The sequence below is a fragment of the Facklamia sp. P12937 genome, assembly GCF_050409505.1.
Lineage (GTDB): Bacteria > Bacillota > Bacilli > Lactobacillales > Aerococcaceae > Facklamia.
The window spans coordinates 1-21,830 of record NZ_JBNUPI010000011.1 but is presented as its reverse complement, the minus strand read 5'-3'; the positions used below and the strand labels follow the sequence as shown (position 1 = coordinate 21,830).

The 21,830-nt window shown below is 37.1% G+C and carries 17 protein-coding genes; 13 read left to right on the top strand and 4 right to left on the bottom strand.

Annotation, left to right across the window (positions count from 1 at the left end):
• The first annotated feature begins 72 nt into the window (after positions 1 to 72).
• The 4 genes from ACQV2R_RS05300 (at position 73) to ACQV2R_RS05285 (ending at position 7,924) form a co-directional block, all read left to right on the top strand.
• On the top strand, positions 73 to 5,043 hold the full coding sequence (locus ACQV2R_RS05300) for a S8 family serine peptidase (protein ID WP_428873273.1): 4,971 nt from the start codon (positions 73 to 75) through the stop codon (positions 5,041 to 5,043).
• Positions 5,044 to 5,167: 124 nt separating this feature from the next.
• Positions 5,168 to 5,938, top strand: coding sequence for a tRNA pseudouridine(38-40) synthase TruA (gene truA, locus ACQV2R_RS05295; RefSeq protein ID WP_428873274.1), 771 nt, complete (start codon positions 5,168 to 5,170; stop codon positions 5,936 to 5,938).
• Positions 5,931 to 6,464, top strand: coding sequence for a GNAT family N-acetyltransferase (locus ACQV2R_RS05290; RefSeq protein ID WP_428873276.1), 534 nt, complete (start codon positions 5,931 to 5,933; stop codon positions 6,462 to 6,464). Before truA ends, ACQV2R_RS05290 begins: the two co-directional genes overlap by 8 nt.
• A complete protein-coding gene (locus ACQV2R_RS05285) occupies positions 6,458 to 7,924 on the top strand; it encodes a phosphate:AMP phosphotransferase (protein ID WP_428891928.1) in 1,467 nt (488 codons plus the stop codon). Before ACQV2R_RS05290 ends, ACQV2R_RS05285 begins: the two co-directional genes overlap by 7 nt.
• A gap of 79 nt (positions 7,925 to 8,003) precedes the next feature.
• On the opposite strand, the gene ACQV2R_RS05280 is transcribed toward ACQV2R_RS05285, so the two are convergent.
• Both ACQV2R_RS05280 and ACQV2R_RS05275 read right to left on the bottom strand, forming a co-directional pair.
• Positions 8,004 to 9,248, bottom strand: a complete 1,245-nt coding sequence (locus ACQV2R_RS05280; RefSeq protein WP_428873280.1) for a peptidase U32 family protein — start codon at positions 9,246 to 9,248, stop codon at positions 8,004 to 8,006.
• A gap of 9 nt (positions 9,249 to 9,257) precedes the next feature.
• A complete protein-coding gene (locus tag ACQV2R_RS05275; protein WP_428873281.1) occupies positions 9,258 to 10,178 on the bottom strand; it encodes a peptidase U32 family protein in 921 nt (306 codons plus the stop codon).
• 202 nt (positions 10,179 to 10,380) lie between these two features.
• Here ACQV2R_RS05275 and ACQV2R_RS05270 point away from each other — a divergent pair, with 202 nt between their 5' ends.
• From ACQV2R_RS05270 to ACQV2R_RS05230, 9 genes are read left to right on the top strand one after another with little or no spacing between them, the layout of a single operon-like run.
• Positions 10,381 to 10,701 (top strand): hypothetical protein, encoded by a 321-nt coding sequence (locus ACQV2R_RS05270; RefSeq protein WP_428873282.1) that lies wholly within the window; start codon positions 10,381 to 10,383, stop codon positions 10,699 to 10,701.
• Positions 10,692 to 12,614: a V-type ATP synthase subunit I gene (locus ACQV2R_RS05265; protein WP_428891927.1), complete on the top strand. Its 1,923-nt coding sequence runs from the start codon at positions 10,692 to 10,694 to the stop codon at positions 12,612 to 12,614. The genes ACQV2R_RS05270 and ACQV2R_RS05265 overlap by 10 nt, the downstream gene beginning before the upstream one ends.
• Before the next feature lie 17 nt (positions 12,615 to 12,631).
• Positions 12,632 to 13,096, top strand: coding sequence for a V-type ATP synthase subunit K (locus tag ACQV2R_RS05260; protein WP_428873344.1), 465 nt, complete (start codon positions 12,632 to 12,634; stop codon positions 13,094 to 13,096).
• 12 nt (positions 13,097 to 13,108) lie between these two features.
• Entirely contained in the window at positions 13,109 to 13,687 is a 579-nt protein-coding gene (locus ACQV2R_RS05255) for a hypothetical protein (RefSeq protein ID WP_428876134.1), read from the top strand.
• A gap of 12 nt (positions 13,688 to 13,699) precedes the next feature.
• A complete protein-coding gene (locus tag ACQV2R_RS05250; protein WP_428873286.1) occupies positions 13,700 to 14,710 on the top strand; it encodes a V-type ATPase subunit in 1,011 nt (336 codons plus the stop codon).
• Positions 14,700 to 15,011: a V-type ATP synthase subunit F gene (locus ACQV2R_RS05245; protein WP_258436826.1), complete on the top strand. Its 312-nt coding sequence runs from the start codon at positions 14,700 to 14,702 to the stop codon at positions 15,009 to 15,011. The genes ACQV2R_RS05250 and ACQV2R_RS05245 overlap by 11 nt, the downstream gene beginning before the upstream one ends.
• A gap of 13 nt (positions 15,012 to 15,024) precedes the next feature.
• Positions 15,025 to 16,806, top strand: coding sequence for a V-type ATP synthase subunit A (locus ACQV2R_RS05240; RefSeq protein WP_428891926.1), 1,782 nt, complete (start codon positions 15,025 to 15,027; stop codon positions 16,804 to 16,806).
• The gene (locus ACQV2R_RS05235) at positions 16,799 to 18,175 is read left to right on the top strand and encodes a V-type ATP synthase subunit B (protein WP_428873289.1); all 1,377 of its coding nucleotides are present in this window, start codon (positions 16,799 to 16,801) and stop codon (positions 18,173 to 18,175) included. The genes ACQV2R_RS05240 and ACQV2R_RS05235 overlap by 8 nt, the downstream gene beginning before the upstream one ends.
• A gap of 6 nt (positions 18,176 to 18,181) precedes the next feature.
• Positions 18,182 to 18,808 carry a V-type ATP synthase subunit D gene (locus ACQV2R_RS05230; RefSeq protein ID WP_428873290.1) on the top strand — a complete coding sequence of 209 codons (627 nt, stop codon included), beginning with the start codon at positions 18,182 to 18,184 and terminating at the stop codon, positions 18,806 to 18,808.
• A gap of 374 nt (positions 18,809 to 19,182) precedes the next feature.
• Here the strand turns inward: ACQV2R_RS05230 and ACQV2R_RS05225 are convergent, their stop codons facing one another.
• Together ACQV2R_RS05225 and ACQV2R_RS05220 are read right to left on the bottom strand one after the other, a co-directional pair.
• Positions 19,183 to 19,896, bottom strand: a complete 714-nt coding sequence (locus tag ACQV2R_RS05225) for a YebC/PmpR family DNA-binding transcriptional regulator (protein WP_428876136.1) — start codon at positions 19,894 to 19,896, stop codon at positions 19,183 to 19,185.
• 150 nt (positions 19,897 to 20,046) lie between these two features.
• Positions 20,047 to 21,678, bottom strand: a complete 1,632-nt coding sequence (locus tag ACQV2R_RS05220; protein WP_428873293.1) for an ABC-F family ATP-binding cassette domain-containing protein — start codon at positions 21,676 to 21,678, stop codon at positions 20,047 to 20,049.
• Between the last annotated feature and the right edge of the window lie 152 nt (positions 21,679 to 21,830).

Genomic DNA, 21,830 nt, shown 5'->3' with positions numbered 1-21,830 from the left:
TTATATTCACTATCAAATTTAAAAAAAATCTGTTAAAATGTATCCATATGAAAACGTTTGAGGAGGAATTTTATGAATAATCGATTGAAGGTGCTTAGTTCTTGTGGGCTTGCGTTAATGATGATGGCACAGGCTAATCAAGTTAATGCTGAAGAACAAGAAGTAAAAGTGGATCAAGTTCAGCTTCAAGAAAACAGTCATCAACAGACTACTAGGGAGTCGGATCAAAAAGTTACCACGAATTCAGTGGAGGAAAAACAGCAAGCGAAAGAATTTTCAAATGAAAAATTGAAAGCGATTCCTAAAAAAGAGATCATAGAGACAAGTGAAATAGTGGAGACATCAACTTCAATTGAAAAAACTGAGACTATTGAAAACACTGAGATAGTTGAAACAAGCGAAACGGTTGAAACAAGTGAAGCTGTTGAAACAACAGTCTTAGAAGAAACAGCAGAGCCAACTAAAACAACAGAAGCTAAAGATGATGAAGCAGTAGCCGAAGATAAAGTTAAGATAATTGTGCGCACCAATAACCTAGCAGCTATTGATCGAGCAGACTATCGTGACGAGACACTCTATCAGTTAGCTATTAAAGAAAGTGAAGAAGAAGTAAAGAAAACCATCAAAGAAATTACTGATCTTCTCGCTGGTCAAGGGCTTACTTTAGAAGGTGAACAAGAATATTCAGCTTCATTTACAGGTTTCTCAGCTGTAGCTAACCAAGCTACAATTGATCAACTTAAGTCGATGACTCAAGTCTTGTCTGTAAATGTATCGCAAAGTTACACACGCCCAGTAGCCGAAGCTAATATGATTAATTCTGGTCCTTTAATTGGAATGGATTTATTAGCTGATTACCAAACAGAATATAAGGGTGAAAACATTGTTGTGTCAGTTATTGATACAGGCTTTGATCCTTATCATCGTGATTTCATTTTAGCTGATGATATCGAAAAACGTTATGATGAAGCAGAAATGAATGAAATGATTCAAAAATTAGGATTACCAGGTAAATGGTACTCTAATAAAATTGCATATGGTTATAATTATGCTGACAATGTAGACACTTTACAGTCTAAAGATGAGCATGGAAACCACGTAGCTGGTACGATTGGAGCAAATGGTGACCCAGAAGAGGGTGGTATTCGTGGAATCGCGCCACATGTACAATTACTATTAATGAAAGCCTTCTCAGAAGATCAAGTAAACGCAACAGTTTATGAAGACATTTGGATGAAAGCGTTTGATGATTCGGTTAAATTAGGTGCTGATATCATTAATATGTCTCTAGGCATGTCAAGTGGCTTTAACATTATGGGTGATACTCCAATGGCAAAAGCCGTTCAAAACGCTCGCGATAAAGGAATTCTTCCAATGATTGCAGCAGGTAATGACCGTAACGCTACTTGGGGGACAGATTATACTCAACTAGGTAAAAATCCAGATAATAGCACGATGGGCTATCCAGCCAGTGTGGATCCTTCCATGTCGATTGCTTCATTCGATAACTTAAAAGAAATGAAACGCTATGTTCAAGTAAAAGCAGGAGAAGAAGTTAAATACTTCCCAGGCTCCTTTACCTATCCTGAAGGATTCAGTGAAGAATTACCACTTGTAGAATTTGGCAAAGGTAATGTAGAAGATTACGAACTGTATAAAGATACCAACAATGCAGAGGTCGATTTTACTGGGAAAATTGTTCTGGTCCAACGTGGGGATGCTTCATTTAATGAGAAATATCAGTTAGCTAGAGAACGCAATGCGGCAGGACTAATTATTTATGATAATTTAGAAAGCCCTTATACTATGGAAATGACAGGTTTAGAGAATTTAGATATTCCAATTATGTTTGTGACTAAGGAGTCTGGACAGAAGCTTAAGGAAATTGCTAGTTCTAATCAAGATGCCCTTTTCAAAATTTCTAAAGAACTACAAGCATTTGATGCTTTCACGGCAGGTAATCTCAGCGAGTTTTCTTCTTGGGGGCCTTCTACAGACTTACTATTAAAACCGGACATCGCCGGACCAGGTGGTTTCATTTATAGTTTAATGAGTGATGATCGTTATCAGAATATGTCGGGAACATCGATGGCAACACCTCACTTATCGGGCATGGCTGCTCTTGTAATGCAAAGACTTTATGATGAAGGTATTTTAGTCCGTAATGGGAAAGAAAAAGATCCATTACAGGATGACTTAGCAATGCTGATTTTAATGAATACAGCCGTTCCAAAGTTAAATACACTTGAAGAGGGTGCTTCTTATTACACTCCTATTCAACAAGGTGCAGGTCTTGCGAATATCAAAAAAGCCTTAGATAATCTTGTGACTGTTGTGGCAACTAATGAGACAGATACAAAAGAAGACGGAAAGCTTGAAATAAAAGAAGTTCAAGATCAATTTGTAGCTAATCTAAAACTGAAAAACTATGGTAAAGACGATCAGACCTATACTGTTTCTTATGTTTTATTAAAAGATAAGATTAATGAAGAAGGTCGCTATACAGAAACAACCGAAACGATTAAAGAAGAGAGTTTAGGTGAAATTACTGTTAAAGCTGGTCAAACAGCAACAATGGAACAAATCATTTCAACTATGGGTATCGATCAAAATCAATACGTCCAAGGATACTTCTTCTTCAAGCCAGTTGATTCTAAAGCCACTGAATTGTCATTGCCTTTCTTTGGTTTCAAGGGGGAATGGGATAAATTACCGATTATTGATGAAATGATTGATTTTGCCGACGCTAAAGATGTCAACTTCTTACCGATTGAATACGAGGATGGTGGTGTCGACAAAACAGCCTTTGTTCGTAAGCGTTTAGAACAGGGTTGGGATTACTTTAATGCATGGCGAGTTGAAGATGATAAGGTGATTTTTGTTAATAGTAATGAGAAAGATGGCTTTGAAAACAAAGTAACGCCGAAATTAGCTTTCTTACGTGACGCAGTCGATGTAACTTTCCACGTGGAAAATGCTGCTGGAGAAAAAATACGTGATCTTTCCATCATCAATCGTATGTTTAAAGTTGCTCGTTTATACCAAGATCAATATCGATTCTTACAAGATCCTTGGGGAACTGGCTGGGATTTCACCGATACATTTGGTGAGAAAGTAGATGAAGGTGAATATTATTATGTAATCGAAGCACAAATTGATGCGCCAGATGCTGAAAGACAGCGTTATGAGTATAAGTTTGTACTAGATAATAGTGATGCTATGTTAGAAGCCAAACGTGAACAAAACAAAGTAACTTTATCAGTAGAAGATAACTTATCTGGCATTTTTGCAGTAGAGGTTTATAGTGGCGATCAATTTGTATCTTGGCAAGAAGTTAATAAGAATGATAATCCACAATTACTAAAAGAAACATTTACAATTAATCTAGAAGAAGGTTTTGAAGATAAAGACTTAGATATTTGGGTATATGACAACGCTCGAAATATTAAACAATATCGCTTATTAGCCGATGGTACTTTAGAAGAAGTCGAAAGAGGATCTGATATTAAACCAGGAGAAGAACCAGAAGCAGAGGTAACTGAAGAGAACAAAGCTTATGGTGAGGCTCCGAGCAATCCAGAAGAATATATTGCAGAAAAAGGCTTAGATACAACCGACTTACCATCAATTGTTACTAATAGCCCTTGGTACTTCCAGCCATATGGTGAGTATCAAGAATTCATTGACCTTTCAGGTGAAATCTCAAATTATAATGAGCTTCATTATTTAGAGTATCGAGTGAGTGACGAAGACGGAAATATCATTATAGAAAATCACCCAGTCGCTTTTGAAGAAATAGAGGGTATGATCTACTTTAAGGAAGATATATCTACTGAGAAGTTAACCGAAAATAAAGTTTACAGTATTGAAATGATTGCTTATGTTAAGAGTCCTAACGATAAATTAGTTAAGCAGCAAGTGGCTCAAAGAATAAGACGAGATATTGAAGCGCCAAAACTTAAAGTTAACCAAGTCTTTGGTCCAGATAAGGATTTATTATACTTCGAGATCGACTTCAGTGATAACATGAACTATGTTGAATTATGGGCGGATAATGACATGATCGGTCGCGTAGATAAGACATTCGATTCACTATTAAATCCTATCCCAGTCGAAGGAAAAGTTTTATATACTATTCCTAAATCTAAGTTAGGAAAAGAGCTAACCTTTACTGTTTATGATGACTTTGGTAATGAAAGTGAAGCAACATCTATCCCAGTTCAATTAAGAGATTTAAAAGCTATTCCATTTAAAGTTGTGAAACGTTTTAATGCAGATTTAGCTGTGGGTGAAATGAACGTTGTCCAAGAAGGTCAAGAAGGAAAAGCTAATATCGATGAAGATGGTGAATTAGTTATTCTTATAGACGCGACTGATAAAGTTGTGGAATATGGTCCATTAGAAATTGATTTTGAAACGGATAAAAAATCAGACTCTTATTTATTAGAAGGAATCGAATTAACTATTCAAGAAGGAGTTAAAGGGTTGTTGAATCCGTTAACCGGAGAAGTTATTCGTCCGGCTCAAACAGAGATCATTCTAATGGGTACTAAGGTAAATGATGAGCATTTAAGTCCGGAAGAACCATCCAGTCCAACTGATCCAACAAAACCAGAACAAGCAAAAGAAGACGAATTATCAGAAGAAATTAAAAACTTCAATGCTTACTTTGAAATGTTTAAATATAAACTAAAGAATATCGAAGATTATCGTAAGCCTAAAGATTTTGATCTTAAGAAAGCTCAAGCTTTAGTGAATGAAATTGAGGCAAGTAACTTAAACGATTTAACAAAAGCTCAATTATTAGAATTGCAAAATCTTGTAATGGGATATTCTAAAGACTTGAAGCCTAAGGCTGGTTCAAGACCACAGCAAGGTGAAAGTTTTGATAAGAATCAAGGTGTAGGATCTGATGCTGAAGGCGCTAGCGTCTTACCAGCTACTGGAGAAACGAGTCAGCATGCTTATCCTATCGTAGCAACAATACTTTCCTTCTTAGGTTTAGGCAGCCTTGCGTATTCAAAGAAAAAATTAAAAGATTAATAACACATTACTTTTTTCTCTCTCATTCAAATTGAATGAGAGAGTTTTTTTGTTAGGCAACCATTAGCCTTTATAATGAAGAAAAGAATGTCTATAATTAAATGAGATGGAAAGGAGTGGGAGTTTGCCACGTTATGTAGCTAAAGTTCAATATGATGGAAGTCACTATCACGGTTATCAAATTCAAAAAAATGGTATATCTATTCAAGAGAAAATTGAAAATGCCTTGCTTCTTATTGCTAAAAAAAGCCCAGAAAACCCTATTAAAATTATAGGTTCCGGTCGAACAGATGCAGGGGTTCATGCCATGGGGCAAGTGATCCATTTTGATTTTCCTGCTTCGATTCCGGCTATCAATCTTTTGCGTGCTTTGAATTCTATTCTTGAAAAAGACATTCGTATTATTCAATGTAACCAGACGAAGATAGATTTTCATGCCCGCTACCATGCTATTGGAAAGTCCTATCGCTATCGCGTGGATACTCAAGCTTTCCCAGATCCTTTTAAACGAAATTTTACCACTCACCATGGTTATCCTTTTGAAATTGAGCGCATTCAAGAAGGTTTAGCTTATCTACAAGGAGAACACGATTTCACAAGTTTTTGCTCTACTAAAACAGATAAAGAGAATAAAGTGAGAAACTTATATGAAGTAAAGGCTAATCTAGACGTTCCTAATCAAGAGTTAGTTTTTGATTTTAAAGGGAACGGATTTTTATACAATATGATCCGTATTATTGTGGGAACTTCCCTTCAAATAGGTGACGGCCTTAAAGAACCTATCGAGATGCAACGACTTCTAGATATAAAAGATCGCAACCAGGCAGGTCCTACAGCGCCTCCACAAGGTTTATATTTAATGCATGTAGAATATGAGGAGGATCCTTTTGAGTAAGATAAAAAAAACAAGTGACTGGCAGGTTCGTCGAGTAGAATTAAGAGATATCGATAAGTTGCAAGCCATTTATGATCAAGCACGTCGATTTCAATTGGCTACTGGTAATCTCAATCAATGGATTGATGGCTATCCTGGCAGAGAGGTCATTCTAAATGATTATCGTTCAGCACATTCTTATATAGTAGAAGATAGGCTCGATCATGAAATATTAGCAGTGATGGCTTTGCTAGCAGGGGAAGACCCTACTTATAAAAACATTCAGGGACAGTGGCTGAATGATGAAGAGTATGTGACTATTCATCGACTAGCATCTTTACCATCAGCAAAAGGTAGTGGGCAAGCATTATTAGACTGGACCTTGGAACATTATTCGAATATCAGAATTGACACACATGAGGAAAATCAACCAATGAAACATATTTTAGCAAAGCTAGGATTTCAGTTTTGTGGCATTATTTTTTTAGAAAATGGCGATCCTAGAGATGCTTACCAATATTACAGAAAGAAGGAGAATCCATGTTAAAAGACTTTGATTTTGAAAAAATTGACCAACGCTTTGATAACTATAAAAGATCAGAGTTGGGTGAAAGGCTCGATCAATTACAACGAACAGTTAAAGGACTTGAAATTCCAGTTTTAATTTTAATTGATGGCTGGGAATCGGCAGGTAAAGGCTATGTGATCAACGATTTAACGCGTGAACTCGATCCACGTTATGTGAGAGTAGAAGTCTTTGACAAGGCCAATCAAATGGAAAAAGCGCATCCTTCTGTTTGGCGTTTTTGGCAAAAAATTCCCTCTAATCAAGAAATAGTTGTCTATGATCGTTCCTTTTACTATCAAGTCTTTAATCATGATCAAAAAAATGATGAAAAACTAGAGCAGCGTGTTCGTGAATTAACAGAACTAGATAGTACTTTGATAAATAACGGTATGATTGTTATTAAGTTTTTCATAAATATAACGGAAAAAACACAAAAAAAACGCATCAAGAAACTTGAAGAGACAGTTGAAGGAAAGCATTTGTTATCTGAGGTAGACTATGAACAAAATAAAAACTACCAAGACCACCAAGAATGGTTTGAAAAGATTCTTACCCAAACTAATAATAAACGATCACCTTGGCATATCGTTGCAGCTGAGGACAAAAAATATGCTTCTAAAATGGTCTTAGGGACGGTAATTGATGAAATTCATCGTGGTATAGAACGGATCGTTCAGTGCCGGACTAGGGATGAAGCGATTAAAAGAGATCGTGATCAGGTTTACGATGTTCTTGACCAATTTGACTTAAGTAAGAGTCTTTCAAAAGATGATTACCACAAGGAGTTAGCTGACTTACAAGAGCAAGCGGCTAAATTGGTTTACCAATGCTATGATCAGAAAATCCCCATTGTTTTAGCCTTTGAAGGAATGGATGCAGCTGGTAAAGGTGGGGCAATTAAGCGGTTGACTCGGCACGTTGATCCTCGTTCTTATAAAATATTTGGAATTAACGCACCAGACCCTATAGAAGAAAAATTTCATTATTTATGGCGTTTTCAAAAAGAAATGCCCGAAGATGGTCAGATGGTTATTTTTGATCGTTCTTGGTATGGGCGGGTCTTAGTTGAGAGGGTAGAAAATTTCACCCCTGAAAGAGATTGGGAACGCGCTTATGAAGAAATTAATCAAATGGAAAGAACCTTGGCCGACCACGGCACGGCTGTCATGAAGTTTTTCTTATATATTGATAGTCAAGAGCAATATGAAAGATTTGAAGATCGGGTAGAAGATCCAGCCAAAAACTATAAAATAACAGCTGAAGATTGGCGCAATCGTGAGAAAATGCCACAATATTTAGAGGCTATGAATGAAATGTTGGTTCGCACAGATACCGAATATGCTCCTTGGTATATCGTAGCCAGCAATGATAAACGCTATGCCCGTATTCAAGTCTTGAAATACTTCATTGAGCACTTAGAAAAAATAATAGCTAAATAAAAGCAACTCTGAAAGATACCTACCCTTTGACTGTTTATCCAGCAAAAGTGGTAGGTATCATCTATGAGTTGCTTTCGTTTTATTTTAAGTGTTTACGAAGCATATCATGCTTAGCAACAGGTTGACTGACTTTCATAGTAACAATTTGCATAGCGTGAGGAGCCACTTCGATTTCAGCTCCTGTGTCATCCCACATTTGATCTAATGTTTCTTGATGACGGCGCATGCCAGGACCATAAAATTCAATGGTTTCACCAACTTTAAAGTTATTGCGTTGTTGAATAGTAGCGATGGTTGTATCAGGGTCATAATCTAAAACTTCCCCTATAAAGGAATACTCTGGTCGACGTCGACGCTTGCCAAACAATTGCTCTTTTTCACTTGGTGCGTCGTAATAAAAGCCAGTTGAAAGCTCGCGTTGAGCAATTTTCCATAATTCATCAGACCATTCTTTTTTTACTTCATAATTTTTAGGATCAGCAAAGAAGCTATCAATAGCCTTACGATAAACGTTAACAACGGTTGAGATATAATGGATGGATTTCATACGGCCTTCAATTTTCAGCGAATCAATCCCTGCCTCAATGATTTCAGGGATATGGTCTAACATCCCCATATCAACAGCTGACATCGAGAAAGGTTCTTTAATACCCGGTTCACCTGCCCCCACCATTACTTTTTGGTCCAACTCAGGCAGTTCGAATAAGCCATAGTGCCAACGACAAGATTGACAACAGCCGCCTCGATTAGCGTCACGATTAGCCATATGGTTGGAGAGAGTACAACGACCGGAATAAGATATACACATAGCACCATGAATAAAAGCTTCGATTTCTACATCCGTATTAGCACGGATTTCTTTAATTTCTGCCATAGAGACCTCACGTCCTAAAACGCAACGTGTCAGTCCGGCTTCCTGCCAAAAGTTCAAGGTTTCATAATTGACAGCTGATTGCTGGGTGGAAAGGTGAATGTCTAGTCCCGGAGCTTCACTGGCACATATTTGCATAAGAGTCGGATCAGACACAATGACCGCATCAATGCCAATATCCCTTACTTGCCGGAAAAAATCACCAGCACCTATCTCATCATTTTCATGAGTAACCATATTAGCAGCGACATATACCTTCGCATCTCTTGCATGGGCAAAAGCGACTCCCTCAGCCATATCCTCAAAAGAAAAATTACCGGCTCTTTTACGAAGTCCGTAATCATTACCGCCAATATATACTGCATCTGCTCCATAGTGAATCGCAGTTTTTAGTTTTTCGAGCGTTCCTGCGGGTGCTAATAATTCTGGTTTTTTAAAAGTTAAGTTTTCCATAAGCGCCTCCTATTGTACCTGGTCTGCTTCATATAAGAAGAAACCTGTACCCAATTCCCGATTTTTAGTGTGATATTGTTCAACCGCTACACGATGTAGTTTTAGTCCTTCTAAAGTCACTTGGTCTTGTTCAATTAATTCCTTCACACGTATAAAATGTCTTGCGACTTGTTTGAACGCTTCTTCGGGTGTAAATAATCCATCTAAATACCAATGCGTTTGTTGAACATTTGCTAAATCGGGTAAATATTCAATTAAATTTAAATCTTTATTGGCAAAGATATGTGTACCGTGTTGATCGGTGTAGATCGAATAATGGCTATCCTTTTTATTAGGCTCAGACAAGAAAAGATCACGATCGGTTAACTCCTCAACATCCTTATGAATATAGTTAAAGTAATTATTCAATAAGCGTCTTCGACTTTGATGAATACAAGTAGAGCCATAGACTTGATAAACAAGAGGAATTTGACTTTCAGCTAACATATCCTTTAATTCAACAAATGGCACTTCACTTGCGACAAAGGCTCTCTTTGCGCCATATTTGGCCCAGAAATTTACTTGACCGGATGAGGTCATTAAAACAGAAGCATTATAAATATATGGTAAGTAGAGGTCTTCATCTTTAAGAATTTGAATCAAGCCAGTATCGCCAACCATAATTTGGTCTGCACCGATTTCTTTGATCTTCTTTAGAAAAGATCGTGCTTGCTTAATTTGTTCATTATGCAAAATAGCATTCATGGCAATGATGACTTCTTTTTTGTATTGGTGGGCGTAATCGATAACCTCTTTCATTTCGTCAAAGGAGAAATAAGCCGGCAAGCGCAAACCAAATACTTCCTCACCAATAACAACTTGATCGATCCCAAGATCGATTAGTTTTTTGGCTTGTCCTATCGATTCAGCTGTTGCAATCAACTTGATCATTAGAACCCTTCTTTCTAATCGTTATTTTATTCATCTATCAATTATATACGAGTAAACAGAGATAATAAACAGCATTTTAATACATAGTAACTTTTTCACAAACTAAATAATATTGGAAACGGAATCAAAATTCATGTTATAATATCAGTGTCGCTAATTATTTATTTCCTATTTGAAATAGGAAAAGAAGGGTGGTGAACGAATGGCAAATTTAATTGAGACAGTTAACGAATTAGAGGCATTAAGTGCTGAAAAAGTTGCTGATTATCAAAAAAAATTGCAAGAAATGCAAGAAAACTTTGAAGATCAAAAACTCACATTTAAAAGGCAGGTTGATTCGGAATTCGCTCAATTTAAACAAACGACTAAAGAAAAATATAATCATCAATTTCTTGAGGTTGAAAATGACTTAAGAAATGAAAATCAATTGTCGGTTGTTCAAATTGAATCCGATATTGCTAACCGCCGTGAGGATTTGACGCAAAAAATTGCTGAAAAGGTGGTGAAAGAAATATGGCAATAGCTAAAATGGCTAAGGTTTTAGCAATTGTTGAGAAAGAAAATCGTGACGACTTGATGCAGGCATTTCAAAAAATGCAAAACATTCAAGTGAAGACAATTAACTCTGAATTGTTGGACCAAGAGCCAAAAATGGAATCAAAACAACTGACAGAATATCTCGATCAGTTAGAAAATGTCCGATCAGCAAAAAAATATTTAGAAAGTTATCTAACAGCTGAATCCTTTAAAGACAAGTATCTAACGCCATTACCAGAAATGAGTATGGCTGAAATTGAAGAAAGTCAAATGGATGAGCAAGCCAAGAAGATTACTGATAAAGTATGGGAAAAGAAAAAGATGCTAGAAGAAATTGATTCCCAAATTCAAATTTGCGAGAATGAAGCCGATTTTTATCATAAGTGGCGCAATCTAAAAGCACTTCCAGATTACGCTAAAGATTATCGCTATACACGCTTGTTATTAGGGACAATTCCTCAAACAGCGGATAATGAATATTACAATGCTTTGAAAGAAGACCGAATTGCACTGGAAGAGGTCTATCAGTCTAAAGAAGAAATTGGCCTGGCAGTTGCTTTTGATAAGGATGATGCCTTCGAAGTGAATCAATTTCTTAATCAAAACCGCTTCCAGATCTTAGATTATCGCTTCAAAGACCTTCCGGTTAAACTGCTAGAAGAATCCCATATAGAAGCGGAAAACTTAAGAAACAAAGCCAGAGATCTAAGAAAAGAATTGGGAAGTTTCAGACAAGAATATAACCAATTAAAAATCGCTGAAGAAGTTTTTTATGCCAAAGTAGAAAGACAAAAAGCAACAGAATTAGGATTAAACAAAGGGGAGTTGTTCGCTCTAGAAGGTTGGATTGAAGAGCAACAAGCTCAAGCAAGCTTAGAAGAAGTTATAAAAGCGCTAAATGGAGAAGTTTATTTAGACTATGTGACACCAACTGAAGAAGAAAGCGAAGAAGTACCCATTCAATTAAAAAATCACCCTTTGGTTGAACCTTTTGAAACAGTTACTTCAATGTATGGTCTACCTGGATATAAGGGGTTTGACCCGACATCCTCTTTAACGCCTTATTATTGGACATTCTTTGGAATGATGATTGCCGATTTAGGTTATGGAATTTTACTCTGGTTAGGAACCTTTATCCCATTAAAATTCTTTACGATCGATAAAGGGATGAAAAAAAACATACGTTTCTTCCATCTCTTATCATATGCTGTTTTGCTATGGGGCTTAATTTACGGGTCGTTTTTTGGTGAATCCTTGCCTTTCAAGTTGCTATCACCTACTGAAGACGTCATTCAGGTATTGGCCTTGTCGATTGGTTTAGGATTTATCCAAATCATTCATGGACTCATCCTAAACACACTCCTAAATTGGGAAAGTAATCGATTAGATGCAATTAAGGATGGACTATCATGGATTATCATGCTATTTGGCTTTTTAATTGCAGTCCTTGGACCAATGTTATTAAACATTGAAAGTCTACAACAATTAGGCCTATATTTAGCTGGGTTTGCAGCCATAACAATTTTGGTAGTAGCTATTATTAAAAGTAAAAATAAATTTGCCGGTTTCGGAGCCGGTTTATACGATTTGTATGGCATCTCTTCTTATTTAGGAGATTTAGTATCGTATAGTCGACTAATGGCCCTTGGTATAGCTGGAGGATCAATTGCCTTAGCCTTTAATATTTTGGTGGCATATTTACCTCCTGCAGCAAGATTTTCAGTGGGTATTCTATTAATCATTGCTTTACAGTTATTTAACTTTGGCTTAACGGTCTTAAGTGCTTATGTTCACTCTGCACGTTTAATCTTCGTTGAGTTCTTCGGTAAATTCTATGAAGCTGGGGGTCAAGCCTTTGCCCCATTAAAATACTTAGGCAAATACATTAATATTAAATAAATTTACTAGGAGGTAATATAATGGAATTTTTACAAGAGTATGGTGGTTATTTATTCGCCGTTTTAGGGATAGCAGTGGCAGTTATTTTCTCAGGTTTTGGTTCAGCTAATGGGGTTGGTACTGCAGGTACATCCGCTGCAGCTTTAACTAAAGATCAACCTGAAAAATTCGTTCAATCTTTAATCTTACAGTTACTACCAGGTACACAAGGCCTTTATGGATTTGCGATTGGCTTCTTAATTTTCTTACAGTTACAACAAGGCATGGAACTACAAACAGGACTTAATCTATTAATTGCTGCTATGCCTGTTGGTTTTGTAGGTTGGGTATCAGGTATTCACCAAGGTAAAGTAGCTGCAGCAGGTATGCAGATTTTGGCTAAACGTCCTGAAAAAGTTATTAATGCAATTATTTATTCAGTAATGGTTGAAACTTATGCAATTTTAGCATTCGTATTCTCATTCTTACTTGTTCAAGGATAGGAGGTCAAACTTGTGGGAAACATTGAAACTTTACAAAATAAAATCTTAGGGAAAGTTCAAGCCACAGGTGAAGCACAAGTTCAAGATCTTCAAAAAGAGTTGTCCCAAGCAATGGACGATTACAAAAATCGGATTAATAAACAATTTGAGCATGATAAAGAAAACTTTATTCGTAAGCAAGAGCAACAATTTGAAATTCGTAAGCAATCATTGGCTAATGAATTGCGCAACTCACAGCTTACTCATAAGCAAAAATTATTAGAAGAAATTATCCAAGACGTTCCTGAAGAAATAAACCATTCGATAGCTAATAATTTGGGTCAAATGATTCAAGCGGCAATGCAAAAGTTGGATTCAAATCAAGCTTTTGAACTAAGAATCGGTGAAAAATCACGTCAATTTATTTCTGATGATCAAGCGAATAAATTTCATGCAGATTATAATATGATGCAATGGGGCGAAAACGTTGCGGATAAATCTGGTTTTATTCTTACCCAAAAAGGGATGAATATGAATTATTTATTTGAAGATATTATTAATGAACTGAAGCCTCAACTGCTTATTGAACTTGAAAAACAACTGAAAGCATAAGGGGGGCTTATAATGAAAGAATTAGAGTATGCTGGTTTAAATACGACCCTGCGCCTCTATGAAGCTCAACTTCTCAGTCAATCAGACTATGAAACGTTATTACAAATGGACCATTCTGATGCTGTTTTAGACTACTTAGGTAAGACGGCTTATTCTATTCCGGAGGAAGTGCGTTTAAATCGTAGTTTTGAGCCAATCATTCAACAACGTTTGGTTTATGTATATGAAGAATTACTTGAGGCATCACCTGATAGGCGTATAATCGAAATCTTCTCATTAAGATATACTTATCATAATTTGAAGCTTTTAATTAAAGAAAAATATCTGGATGAAGATTTGTCTCATTTGTACATTCCGATTGGCAGTTTTTCAAAAGAGGAACTTGCTCAAGTTGTGTCTACAAAAGGACAAAATGAAGACCTTCATCCTGTATTAGAAGAAGCTGTCTATGACGCTATCACAGCAGTAGAAGACACAGGCGATACCCATTCGATTGATGTCATTTTGGATACAGCCTATCTAAGACATATCCGATCTCATGCCGATGCAATGAAGCATGAAGAACTCAGTCGATTTGTAAAAATGAAAATTGATTTTCAAAATTTATTAACTTTTGTCCGTGCTTTTAAACAAGGTCAAAGTACATCATTTATTTTCACCTCTTTATCAAGTCAAGGGGCAGTGAGTCGTGATGATATCATTGAAAATTGGCGAGAAAAAGATTTGAACGGTTTAGTTGAAACTTATCAAACAGCTGAATACATGATTAATTTAGACCCTGTTTGGGATCAATTGAATGATGAAAAGGTTAACCCAACTGAACTAAATGCTTTAATTCAAGGCGAGTTTAGTCGGATTTTAAGATCATTCTCATTTGATGCCTTCGGGCCGATGCCAGTACTTACTTATCTATATTTCTTGGAAAATGAGAGTGACAACGTACGCCTCATCTTAATTGGGAAAGAAAATAATTTGGACAATCAACTAATTAAAGAAAGGATGCGACCTATTCATGGCATATAAAATAGCAGTAATCGGTAACCGTGACGTCGTATTAGCCTTTAAACTATTAGGATTTGAAGTCTATCCAGCAAGTAGTGGCGAGGAAGCTAGAAAAATTCTACACGATTTAAAAGAAGAAAATATTGGTGTCGTATTATTGACAGAAAATCTAGCTCATGAAATACCCGATACGATTAGTCACTTTGACACTTTACCAACCCCTGCGGTTATTCTAATTCCAACTCATAAAGGATCTCTTGGAATAGGTAAAGCCAAAGTCAATGACAACGTTGAAAAAGCAATCGGACAGAACATATTATAAAAGGAGGAAAAAAATGACAACTGGAATTATTCAAGAAATTTCAGGACCTTTAGTGAAGGCTAAAGGAATGAAAGACTCCTCAATTCGTGAAATTGTTTTGGTTGGAGAAATGCAACTTACTGGCGAAATTATTGAAATGCACCAAGACGTTGCATCCATTCAAGTATACGAAGAGACCTCGATGTTGAAACCGGGCGAAATCGTAAGACCTACAGGACATCCTCTTTCAGTTGAATTAGGACCAGGTCTATTAACCAAGATGTTTGATGGGATTCAAAGACCATTAGAAGATTTCATGCAAAAAACAGAGAGTAATTTTTTAGTAAGAGGAAGTAACATTGATGTTTTAGATCGAGACAAGGTTTGGGAATTTGAAGCTCGTAAAGCAGTGGGTGACCATGTGGTAGCTGGCGATATTATTGGGGTCATTCAAGAAACCAAAATTATTGAGCACCGCATTATGGTTCCTGTTGGCATTGAAGGAACAATTAAATCCATCGAATCTGGCTCTTTCAAAATTGAAGATACCGTTTGTGTGGTTGAAACAGAATCAGGCGAACATGAATTAAATATGGTTCAAAAATGGCCGGTTCGTTTGGGACGCCCTTATAAAGCTAAATCAACTCCCAAAGCACCACTAAAGACAGGACAACGTGTAATTGATACATTCTTCCCAATCACTAAGGGTGGGGTAGCTGCTGTTCCTGGACCTTTCGGGGCTGGAAAAACGGTCGTTCAGCACCAAATCGCTAAGTATGCTGATGTTGACGTAGTGGTTTACGTAGGATGTGGTGAACGTGGAAATGAGATGACGGACGTTATTAACGAGTTTCCAGAATTAATTGATCCTAAAACGGGCGAGTCTATCATGCAACGTACTATTTTAATTGCTAACACTTCCAATATGCCGGTGGCGGCTCGTGAAGCTTCAATCTATACAGGTATCACTATTGCGGAATACTTCCGTGATATGGGCTATTCAGTGGCCATCATGGCGGATTCTACTTCACGTTGGGCAGAAGCATTACGTGAAATGTCAGGACGTATGGAAGAGATGCCAGGGGATGAAGGTTATCCAGCTTATTTAGGTTCACGTATTGCAGAATACTATGAGCGTGCCGGCTTGGTCCAAGTATTGGGATCAGATGAGCGCGTTGGTTCAGTTTCTGCCATTGGAGCGGTTTCACCTCCAGGTGGGGATACTTCAGAACCCGTTACCCAAAATACTTTACGTATCGTAAAAGTATTCTGGAGTTTAGATTCTAAACTTTCACAACAACGTCACTTCCCAGCTATTAACTGGCTAGATTCTTATTCTCAATATTCAACCGATGTTCAAGCACATAATGATGAACACATTGACCCAAGTTGGGGTGAGAAAGTACGTCATTGCTTATCACTTCTTCAAGAAGAATCAAGCTTGCAAGAAATTGTTCGTTTGGTTGGTTTAGATTCACTTTCTGAAAAAGATAAATTAACGCTTGCCATCGCAGGGATGATTCGTGAAGACTTCTTACAACAAAATGCTTTTGACGATGTTGATACGACAACCTCTGAAGAAAAACAATTGAAATTATTGAATTTAATTATTGATTTTGAAATTGAGGCAAGAGAAGCAATGAAACTGGGCGCTTACTATAATGAAATTATGGAAGGTACTCAAGAAGTTCGTGAGCAAATTGCTCGAGCTAAATTTATTCCAGAAGAAGAAATTCACCGCTTGGATGAGATTGATCAGCAAATTGCTACCTACATGAAACAAGTATTAGAACAAGGAGGTGGAGCAAATGCTTAAGGAATATACAAATATTTCTGACCTATATGGTCCTTTGATGATTGTAGATGGCGTCGAAGATATAGCCTATGACGAACTAGTTGAAATTGAGCTCCACGATGGTGAAATTCGTATGGGTCAGGTGTTAGAAGCTAAAGAGGGTAAAGCCGTTGTTCAAATCTATGGTGGTACTTCTTCAATGAAGCTATCCAATATTAAAGCGCGTTTTAAAGGCAAGCCCTTAGAATTTGCTTTATCCGAAGATATTGTGGGACGCATCTTTGACGGTATGGGTAATGTGATGGATGGCGGACCGCAAATCATTCCTGAAAAGTTTGCTGATATCAATGGTCAAGCGATTAACCCAATGGCGCGTGACTATCCGGATGAATTTATTCAAACAGGTATTTCAACCATCGACCATTTGAATACACTGGTTCGTGGACAAAAACTACCCGTTTTCTCTGGTTCTGGTTTGCCGCATAAAGAGTTAGCAGCCCAAATTGCACGTCAAGCAACTGTTTTAAATTCTGATGAAAATTTTGCAGTTGTCTTTGCAGCCATGGGAATTACTTATGATGAGGCTGAATACTTTATGGATTCTTTCCGTGAAACCGGAGCAATCGATCGTTCAGTAATGTTTGTTAACCTAGCTAATGACCCAGCAATTGAGCGGTTAGCGACTCCAAAAATCGCCTTAACTGCTGCCGAATACTTGGCTTTTGAAAAAGATATGCACGTTTTAGTTATCATGACAGACATGACGAACTATTGTGAGGCCTTACGTGAAGTGTCAGCAGCCCGTCGTGAGGTACCAGGCCGTCGTGGCTATCCAGGTTACTTATATACCAACCTATCTACACTCTATGAACGCGCAGGACGTTTAGTAGGATCTAAGGGATCGGTTACTCAAATCCCAATTCTTACCATGCCTGAAGATGATATTACTCATCCAATCCCTGACTTAACCGGTTATATTACTGAAGGACAAATCATCTTAGACCGTTCATTAGATAACCAAGGTATTAAGCCGCCTATTAATGTTCTTCCTTCCTTATCGCGTTTGAAGGATAAGGGAACCGGTGAAGGAAAAACACGTGAAGATCATGCACCGACAATGAACCAGCTATTTGCAGCTTATGCCAAAGGTAAAGAAGCAAAAGAATTAGCGATTGTATTGGGTGAGTCAGCCCTTTCAGATATCGATAAACAGTATGTTAAATTTACTGATGAATTCGAGAAACGCTATGTTAACCAAGGCTTTGATAAGAACCGTGACATCTTTGAGTCGCTTGATATTGCCTGGGACTTATTAAAGATTTTACCGAAGAGCGAATTGAAACGGATCAAGGATCCAATGATCGAGCAATACTTACCGAAAGGAGAGTAATGCACTATGGCAAACGTATTAGGGGTAAAGCCCACCCGGATGGAGCTGTCAGCTTTAAAGAGTACGCACGCACTGGCTAGTCGCGGGCATAAGTTACTTAAAGATAAGCAAGATGAATTGATGCGCCATTTTATTGATTTGATTCGTAAAAACAATGAACTAAGAGATCAAGTGGAAGCAGAACTTTCAAATGCCTTACAATCATTTGTATTAGCGAAGTCTTTAATGAGCGATCATTTTATTGAAGAGATAGCGGCCATTTCAGGTGAAAACATTGATCTTTCAATTGACCTTAAAAATATTATGAGTGTCAATGTTCCTAAAATGGATTTTAATTTAGATGATGATATTGATGATGAGCCTTTACGCTATGGTTATTTGAATTCCAATGCGGAATTAGATGAAGCTTTAGAAGGTTTAAGGTCCATTTTGCCCAAGTTATTAGATTTAGTCGAAATTGAAAAGACTTGTCAGCTTTTAGCCGATGAAATCGAAAAAACAAGAAGACGTGTTAACGCTCTTGAATATCGAATGATTCCGGATACCGAAGAGACAATCAACTATATTTCAATGAAGTTAGAAGAAAATGAGCGAGCAAGTATCACTCGTATGATGAAGGTTAAAGATCTATAATTAGTAGAAAGATTAATAAATTAGTCTTATGAAAAAATCCGAATAGTATGTAGAAAGATTGTCAAATAAATCAATGGATTTATTACTCACTCCACTGATGCTTCTCTAAACGTTTAATCTATAAGAGAGCATCAATAGTTGGATTGAATGTTCTTTCTATAACTATTCGGATTATTTTTATTTATGAAGAGCAATTCCTTTATTAATACCTTTTATTTGGTGGAATTATTTATTGTATTATGATCGTATCGTGTACAAAAATATAAATAATAAGATTGATATTTAAACGGATGTTAACAAACAATCTCCTATTCAACGGATAGGAGGCTATTTGTTAACATAGGAATATAGACCTTTAAATTTACGTGAATTAATTACACATTCACATTATGATAAACCTTTTGCACGTCTTCATCATCTTCTAATGCATCAATTAACTTCTCAAAAGTTTCCAAGTCTTCTGCGTTGAGGTCCACTTCAGTCTGGGCAATCATTTCAGTTTCAGCCACTGAAAAGTCAGTAATACCAATACTTTCCAGGCATTCTTTAATAGTGCCGTAATCACCAGGTTGACCATATACAACCACAGATCCTTCTTCAGTATAAACATCTTTGACATCGAGATCTGCTTCCAATAAAGCCATCGTAATGGTTTCTTCATCTTGGTTTTCCATCACAAAAACAGCCACATGATCAAACATATAAGAAACGGATCCAGCAACCCCCATATTTCCACCGTTCTTATTAAAGGCCATGCGAACATTGGCAGCAGTGCGGTTTACGTTGTTTGTTAAAGCATCCACGATAATCATTGAACCATTCGGGCCAAAACCTTCGTATCGCAATTCTTGGAAGGTCTCATCGGCCGAGCCTTTGGCCTTGTCAATGGCTTTGTTGATGACGTGAGATGGTACATTATAGGTTTTAGCACGATCGACAACAAATTTTAGTTTCTGGTTGGTCTCCGGATCTGGGTCTCCTGATTTGGCTGCTGCATAAATTTCAATGCCAAATTTTGCATAAATTCTTGAGGTTTGTTGATCGGTTTTCGCTTTTTTTTCGCGAATGTTCATCCATTTACGACCCATTTAATTCACTTCACTTTCATTATAGTCTGTTTGTATTATAGCGAAAAACAAGCTTCATTTATAGAATTTTTTCAAAAATTTTTAGCTTGCAAGATTTCTGTCAAACTTTTGATAGCAAAAGAAAAAAAGCGACTGCTGAGTCGCTTAAAATTAATCTTTTGGATACATTTTATCTATTCGCGCTTGTAAATCTTTATCATTGACAAATTCCTCATAGCTGGTATTCATGCGATCAAAGGCCCCAGTTGGAGTAATTTCAATTACACGATTGACTGTTGTATTTAAGACTTCGTAGTCATGTGAGGCGATGAGAATAGCGGATTTAAATTTAATTAAACCATCGTTTAAAGCAGTAATGGATTCAAGGTCTAAGTGGTTGGTTGGTTGATCCATCACTAAAACGTTGGCTTTCGATAGCATCATTTTTGAAAGTAAACAGCGGACTTTCTCACCACCAGAAAGGACGTTGACAGGTTTTAAGACATCATCTCCTGTAAAGAGCATGCGTCCTAAGAAGGAGCGTAAGAAGGTATTGTCACTTTCTTCTTTAGAAGCATATTGTCTTAACCAATCGACAATTGACAACTCGACTCCATCAAATTCATCGCCCGAATTACGTGGCAGATAGGTTTGTGAAGTCGTAACACCCCATTCAAAGCTTCCCTTATCTGCTTCCAAGTTTCCCATCAAGATTTCAAAAAAGGCTGAAATGGCATTGTCATTGCGGGAGACAAAAGCCACCTTATCATCACGATTCAAAGTGAAAGTAACATTATCAAAGAGGGCTTCACCGTCAATTGATTTTGACAGTCCTTCTACGCTAAGTAAATCATTACCGATTTCACGTTCAGGTGAAAAGCCGACAAATGGATAGCGACGGCTGGAAGGTTGAATGTCATCCAGGGTAATTTTTTCTAAAAGTTTCTTTCTAGAGGTCGCTTGTTTTGATTTAGAAGCATTAGCAGAAAAGCGCGCAATAAAGTTTTGTAATTCTTTAATTTTTTCTTCTTTTTTAGCATTTTGATCCGCTTGCAATTTAGCGGCTAATTGACTGGATTGTAACCAAAAGTCATAGTTTCCCACATAAATTTTTATTTTACCGAAGTCGACATCCGCCATATGAGTACATACTGTGTTTAGGAAGTGACGGTCGTGAGAAACAACGATGACAGTGTTTGGGAAGTCCATGATGAAGTTACTTAGCCAATCAATAGCTTGAGCATCTAGACCGTTAGTTGGCTCGTCTAGGAGCAGATTGTCCGGTTTACCAAAAAGTGCTTGAGCCAGTAAAACTTTGATTTTATCAGCTTCGATAAGCTCACTCATCTTGGCTGTATGTTGTTCAGTAGGGATTCCTAAGCCTTGTAACATATTAGAAGCTTCTGATTCAGCTTCCCAACCACCCATTTCGGCAAACAAACCTTCTAATTCGCCAGCGCGCACCCCATCTTCATCAGAAAAATCAGCTTTCATATAGATGGCATCTTTTTCTTTCTTTACTTCATAAAGTTCCTTATAACCCATCATCACGGTTTCGATCACTTCATAGTCTTCGAATCCGTAGTGGTTTTGGTTAAGAACAGCTAATCTTTCATTAGGATCCATGGACACATTTCCCGTTGTAGGTGCAATGTCACCTGATAAAATTTTTAAAAAGGTGGACTTACCAGCACCATTGGCTCCGATCACACCATAACAGTTGCCAGGTGTAAAATTAATATTGACCTCATCAAATAATTTCCGGTCTGGGAATTGTAAACTAACATTCGATACATTGATCACAAACATAACCTCCATCTTAGATTCATAGACATACGCCTTCATTCTAGCATGATAAGGACTAAAAAGCATTAAGAAATATAGTTTATTGATAAACTTATTCTAGAGTTGTCAAACATATGTTACACAAGGTGCTTCTAAATGGGCATGCTTAT

Coding starts and splice junctions, on each gene's coding strand:
- ACQV2R_RS05300 (WP_428873273.1), top strand. CDS start 73: ATGAATAATCGATTGAAGGTGCTTAGTTCTTGTGGGCTTGCGTTAATG.
- ACQV2R_RS05285 (WP_428891928.1), top strand. CDS start 6,458: ATGTTAAAAGACTTTGATTTTGAAAAAATTGACCAACGCTTTGATAAC.
- ACQV2R_RS05280 (WP_428873280.1), bottom strand. CDS start 9,248: ATGGAAAACTTAACTTTTAAAAAACCAGAATTATTAGCACCCGCAGGA.
- ACQV2R_RS05275 (WP_428873281.1), bottom strand. CDS start 10,178: ATGATCAAGTTGATTGCAACAGCTGAATCGATAGGACAAGCCAAAAAA.
- ACQV2R_RS05270 (WP_428873282.1), top strand. CDS start 10,381: ATGGCAAATTTAATTGAGACAGTTAACGAATTAGAGGCATTAAGTGCT.
- ACQV2R_RS05265 (WP_428891927.1), top strand. CDS start 10,692: ATGGCAATAGCTAAAATGGCTAAGGTTTTAGCAATTGTTGAGAAAGAA.
- ACQV2R_RS05250 (WP_428873286.1), top strand. CDS start 13,700: ATGAAAGAATTAGAGTATGCTGGTTTAAATACGACCCTGCGCCTCTAT.
- ACQV2R_RS05245 (WP_258436826.1), top strand. CDS start 14,700: ATGGCATATAAAATAGCAGTAATCGGTAACCGTGACGTCGTATTAGCC.
- ACQV2R_RS05240 (WP_428891926.1), top strand. CDS start 15,025: ATGACAACTGGAATTATTCAAGAAATTTCAGGACCTTTAGTGAAGGCT.
- ACQV2R_RS05235 (WP_428873289.1), top strand. CDS start 16,799: ATGCTTAAGGAATATACAAATATTTCTGACCTATATGGTCCTTTGATG.
- ACQV2R_RS05230 (WP_428873290.1), top strand. CDS start 18,182: ATGGCAAACGTATTAGGGGTAAAGCCCACCCGGATGGAGCTGTCAGCT.
- ACQV2R_RS05225 (WP_428876136.1), bottom strand. CDS start 19,896: ATGGGTCGTAAATGGATGAACATTCGCGAAAAAAAAGCGAAAACCGAT.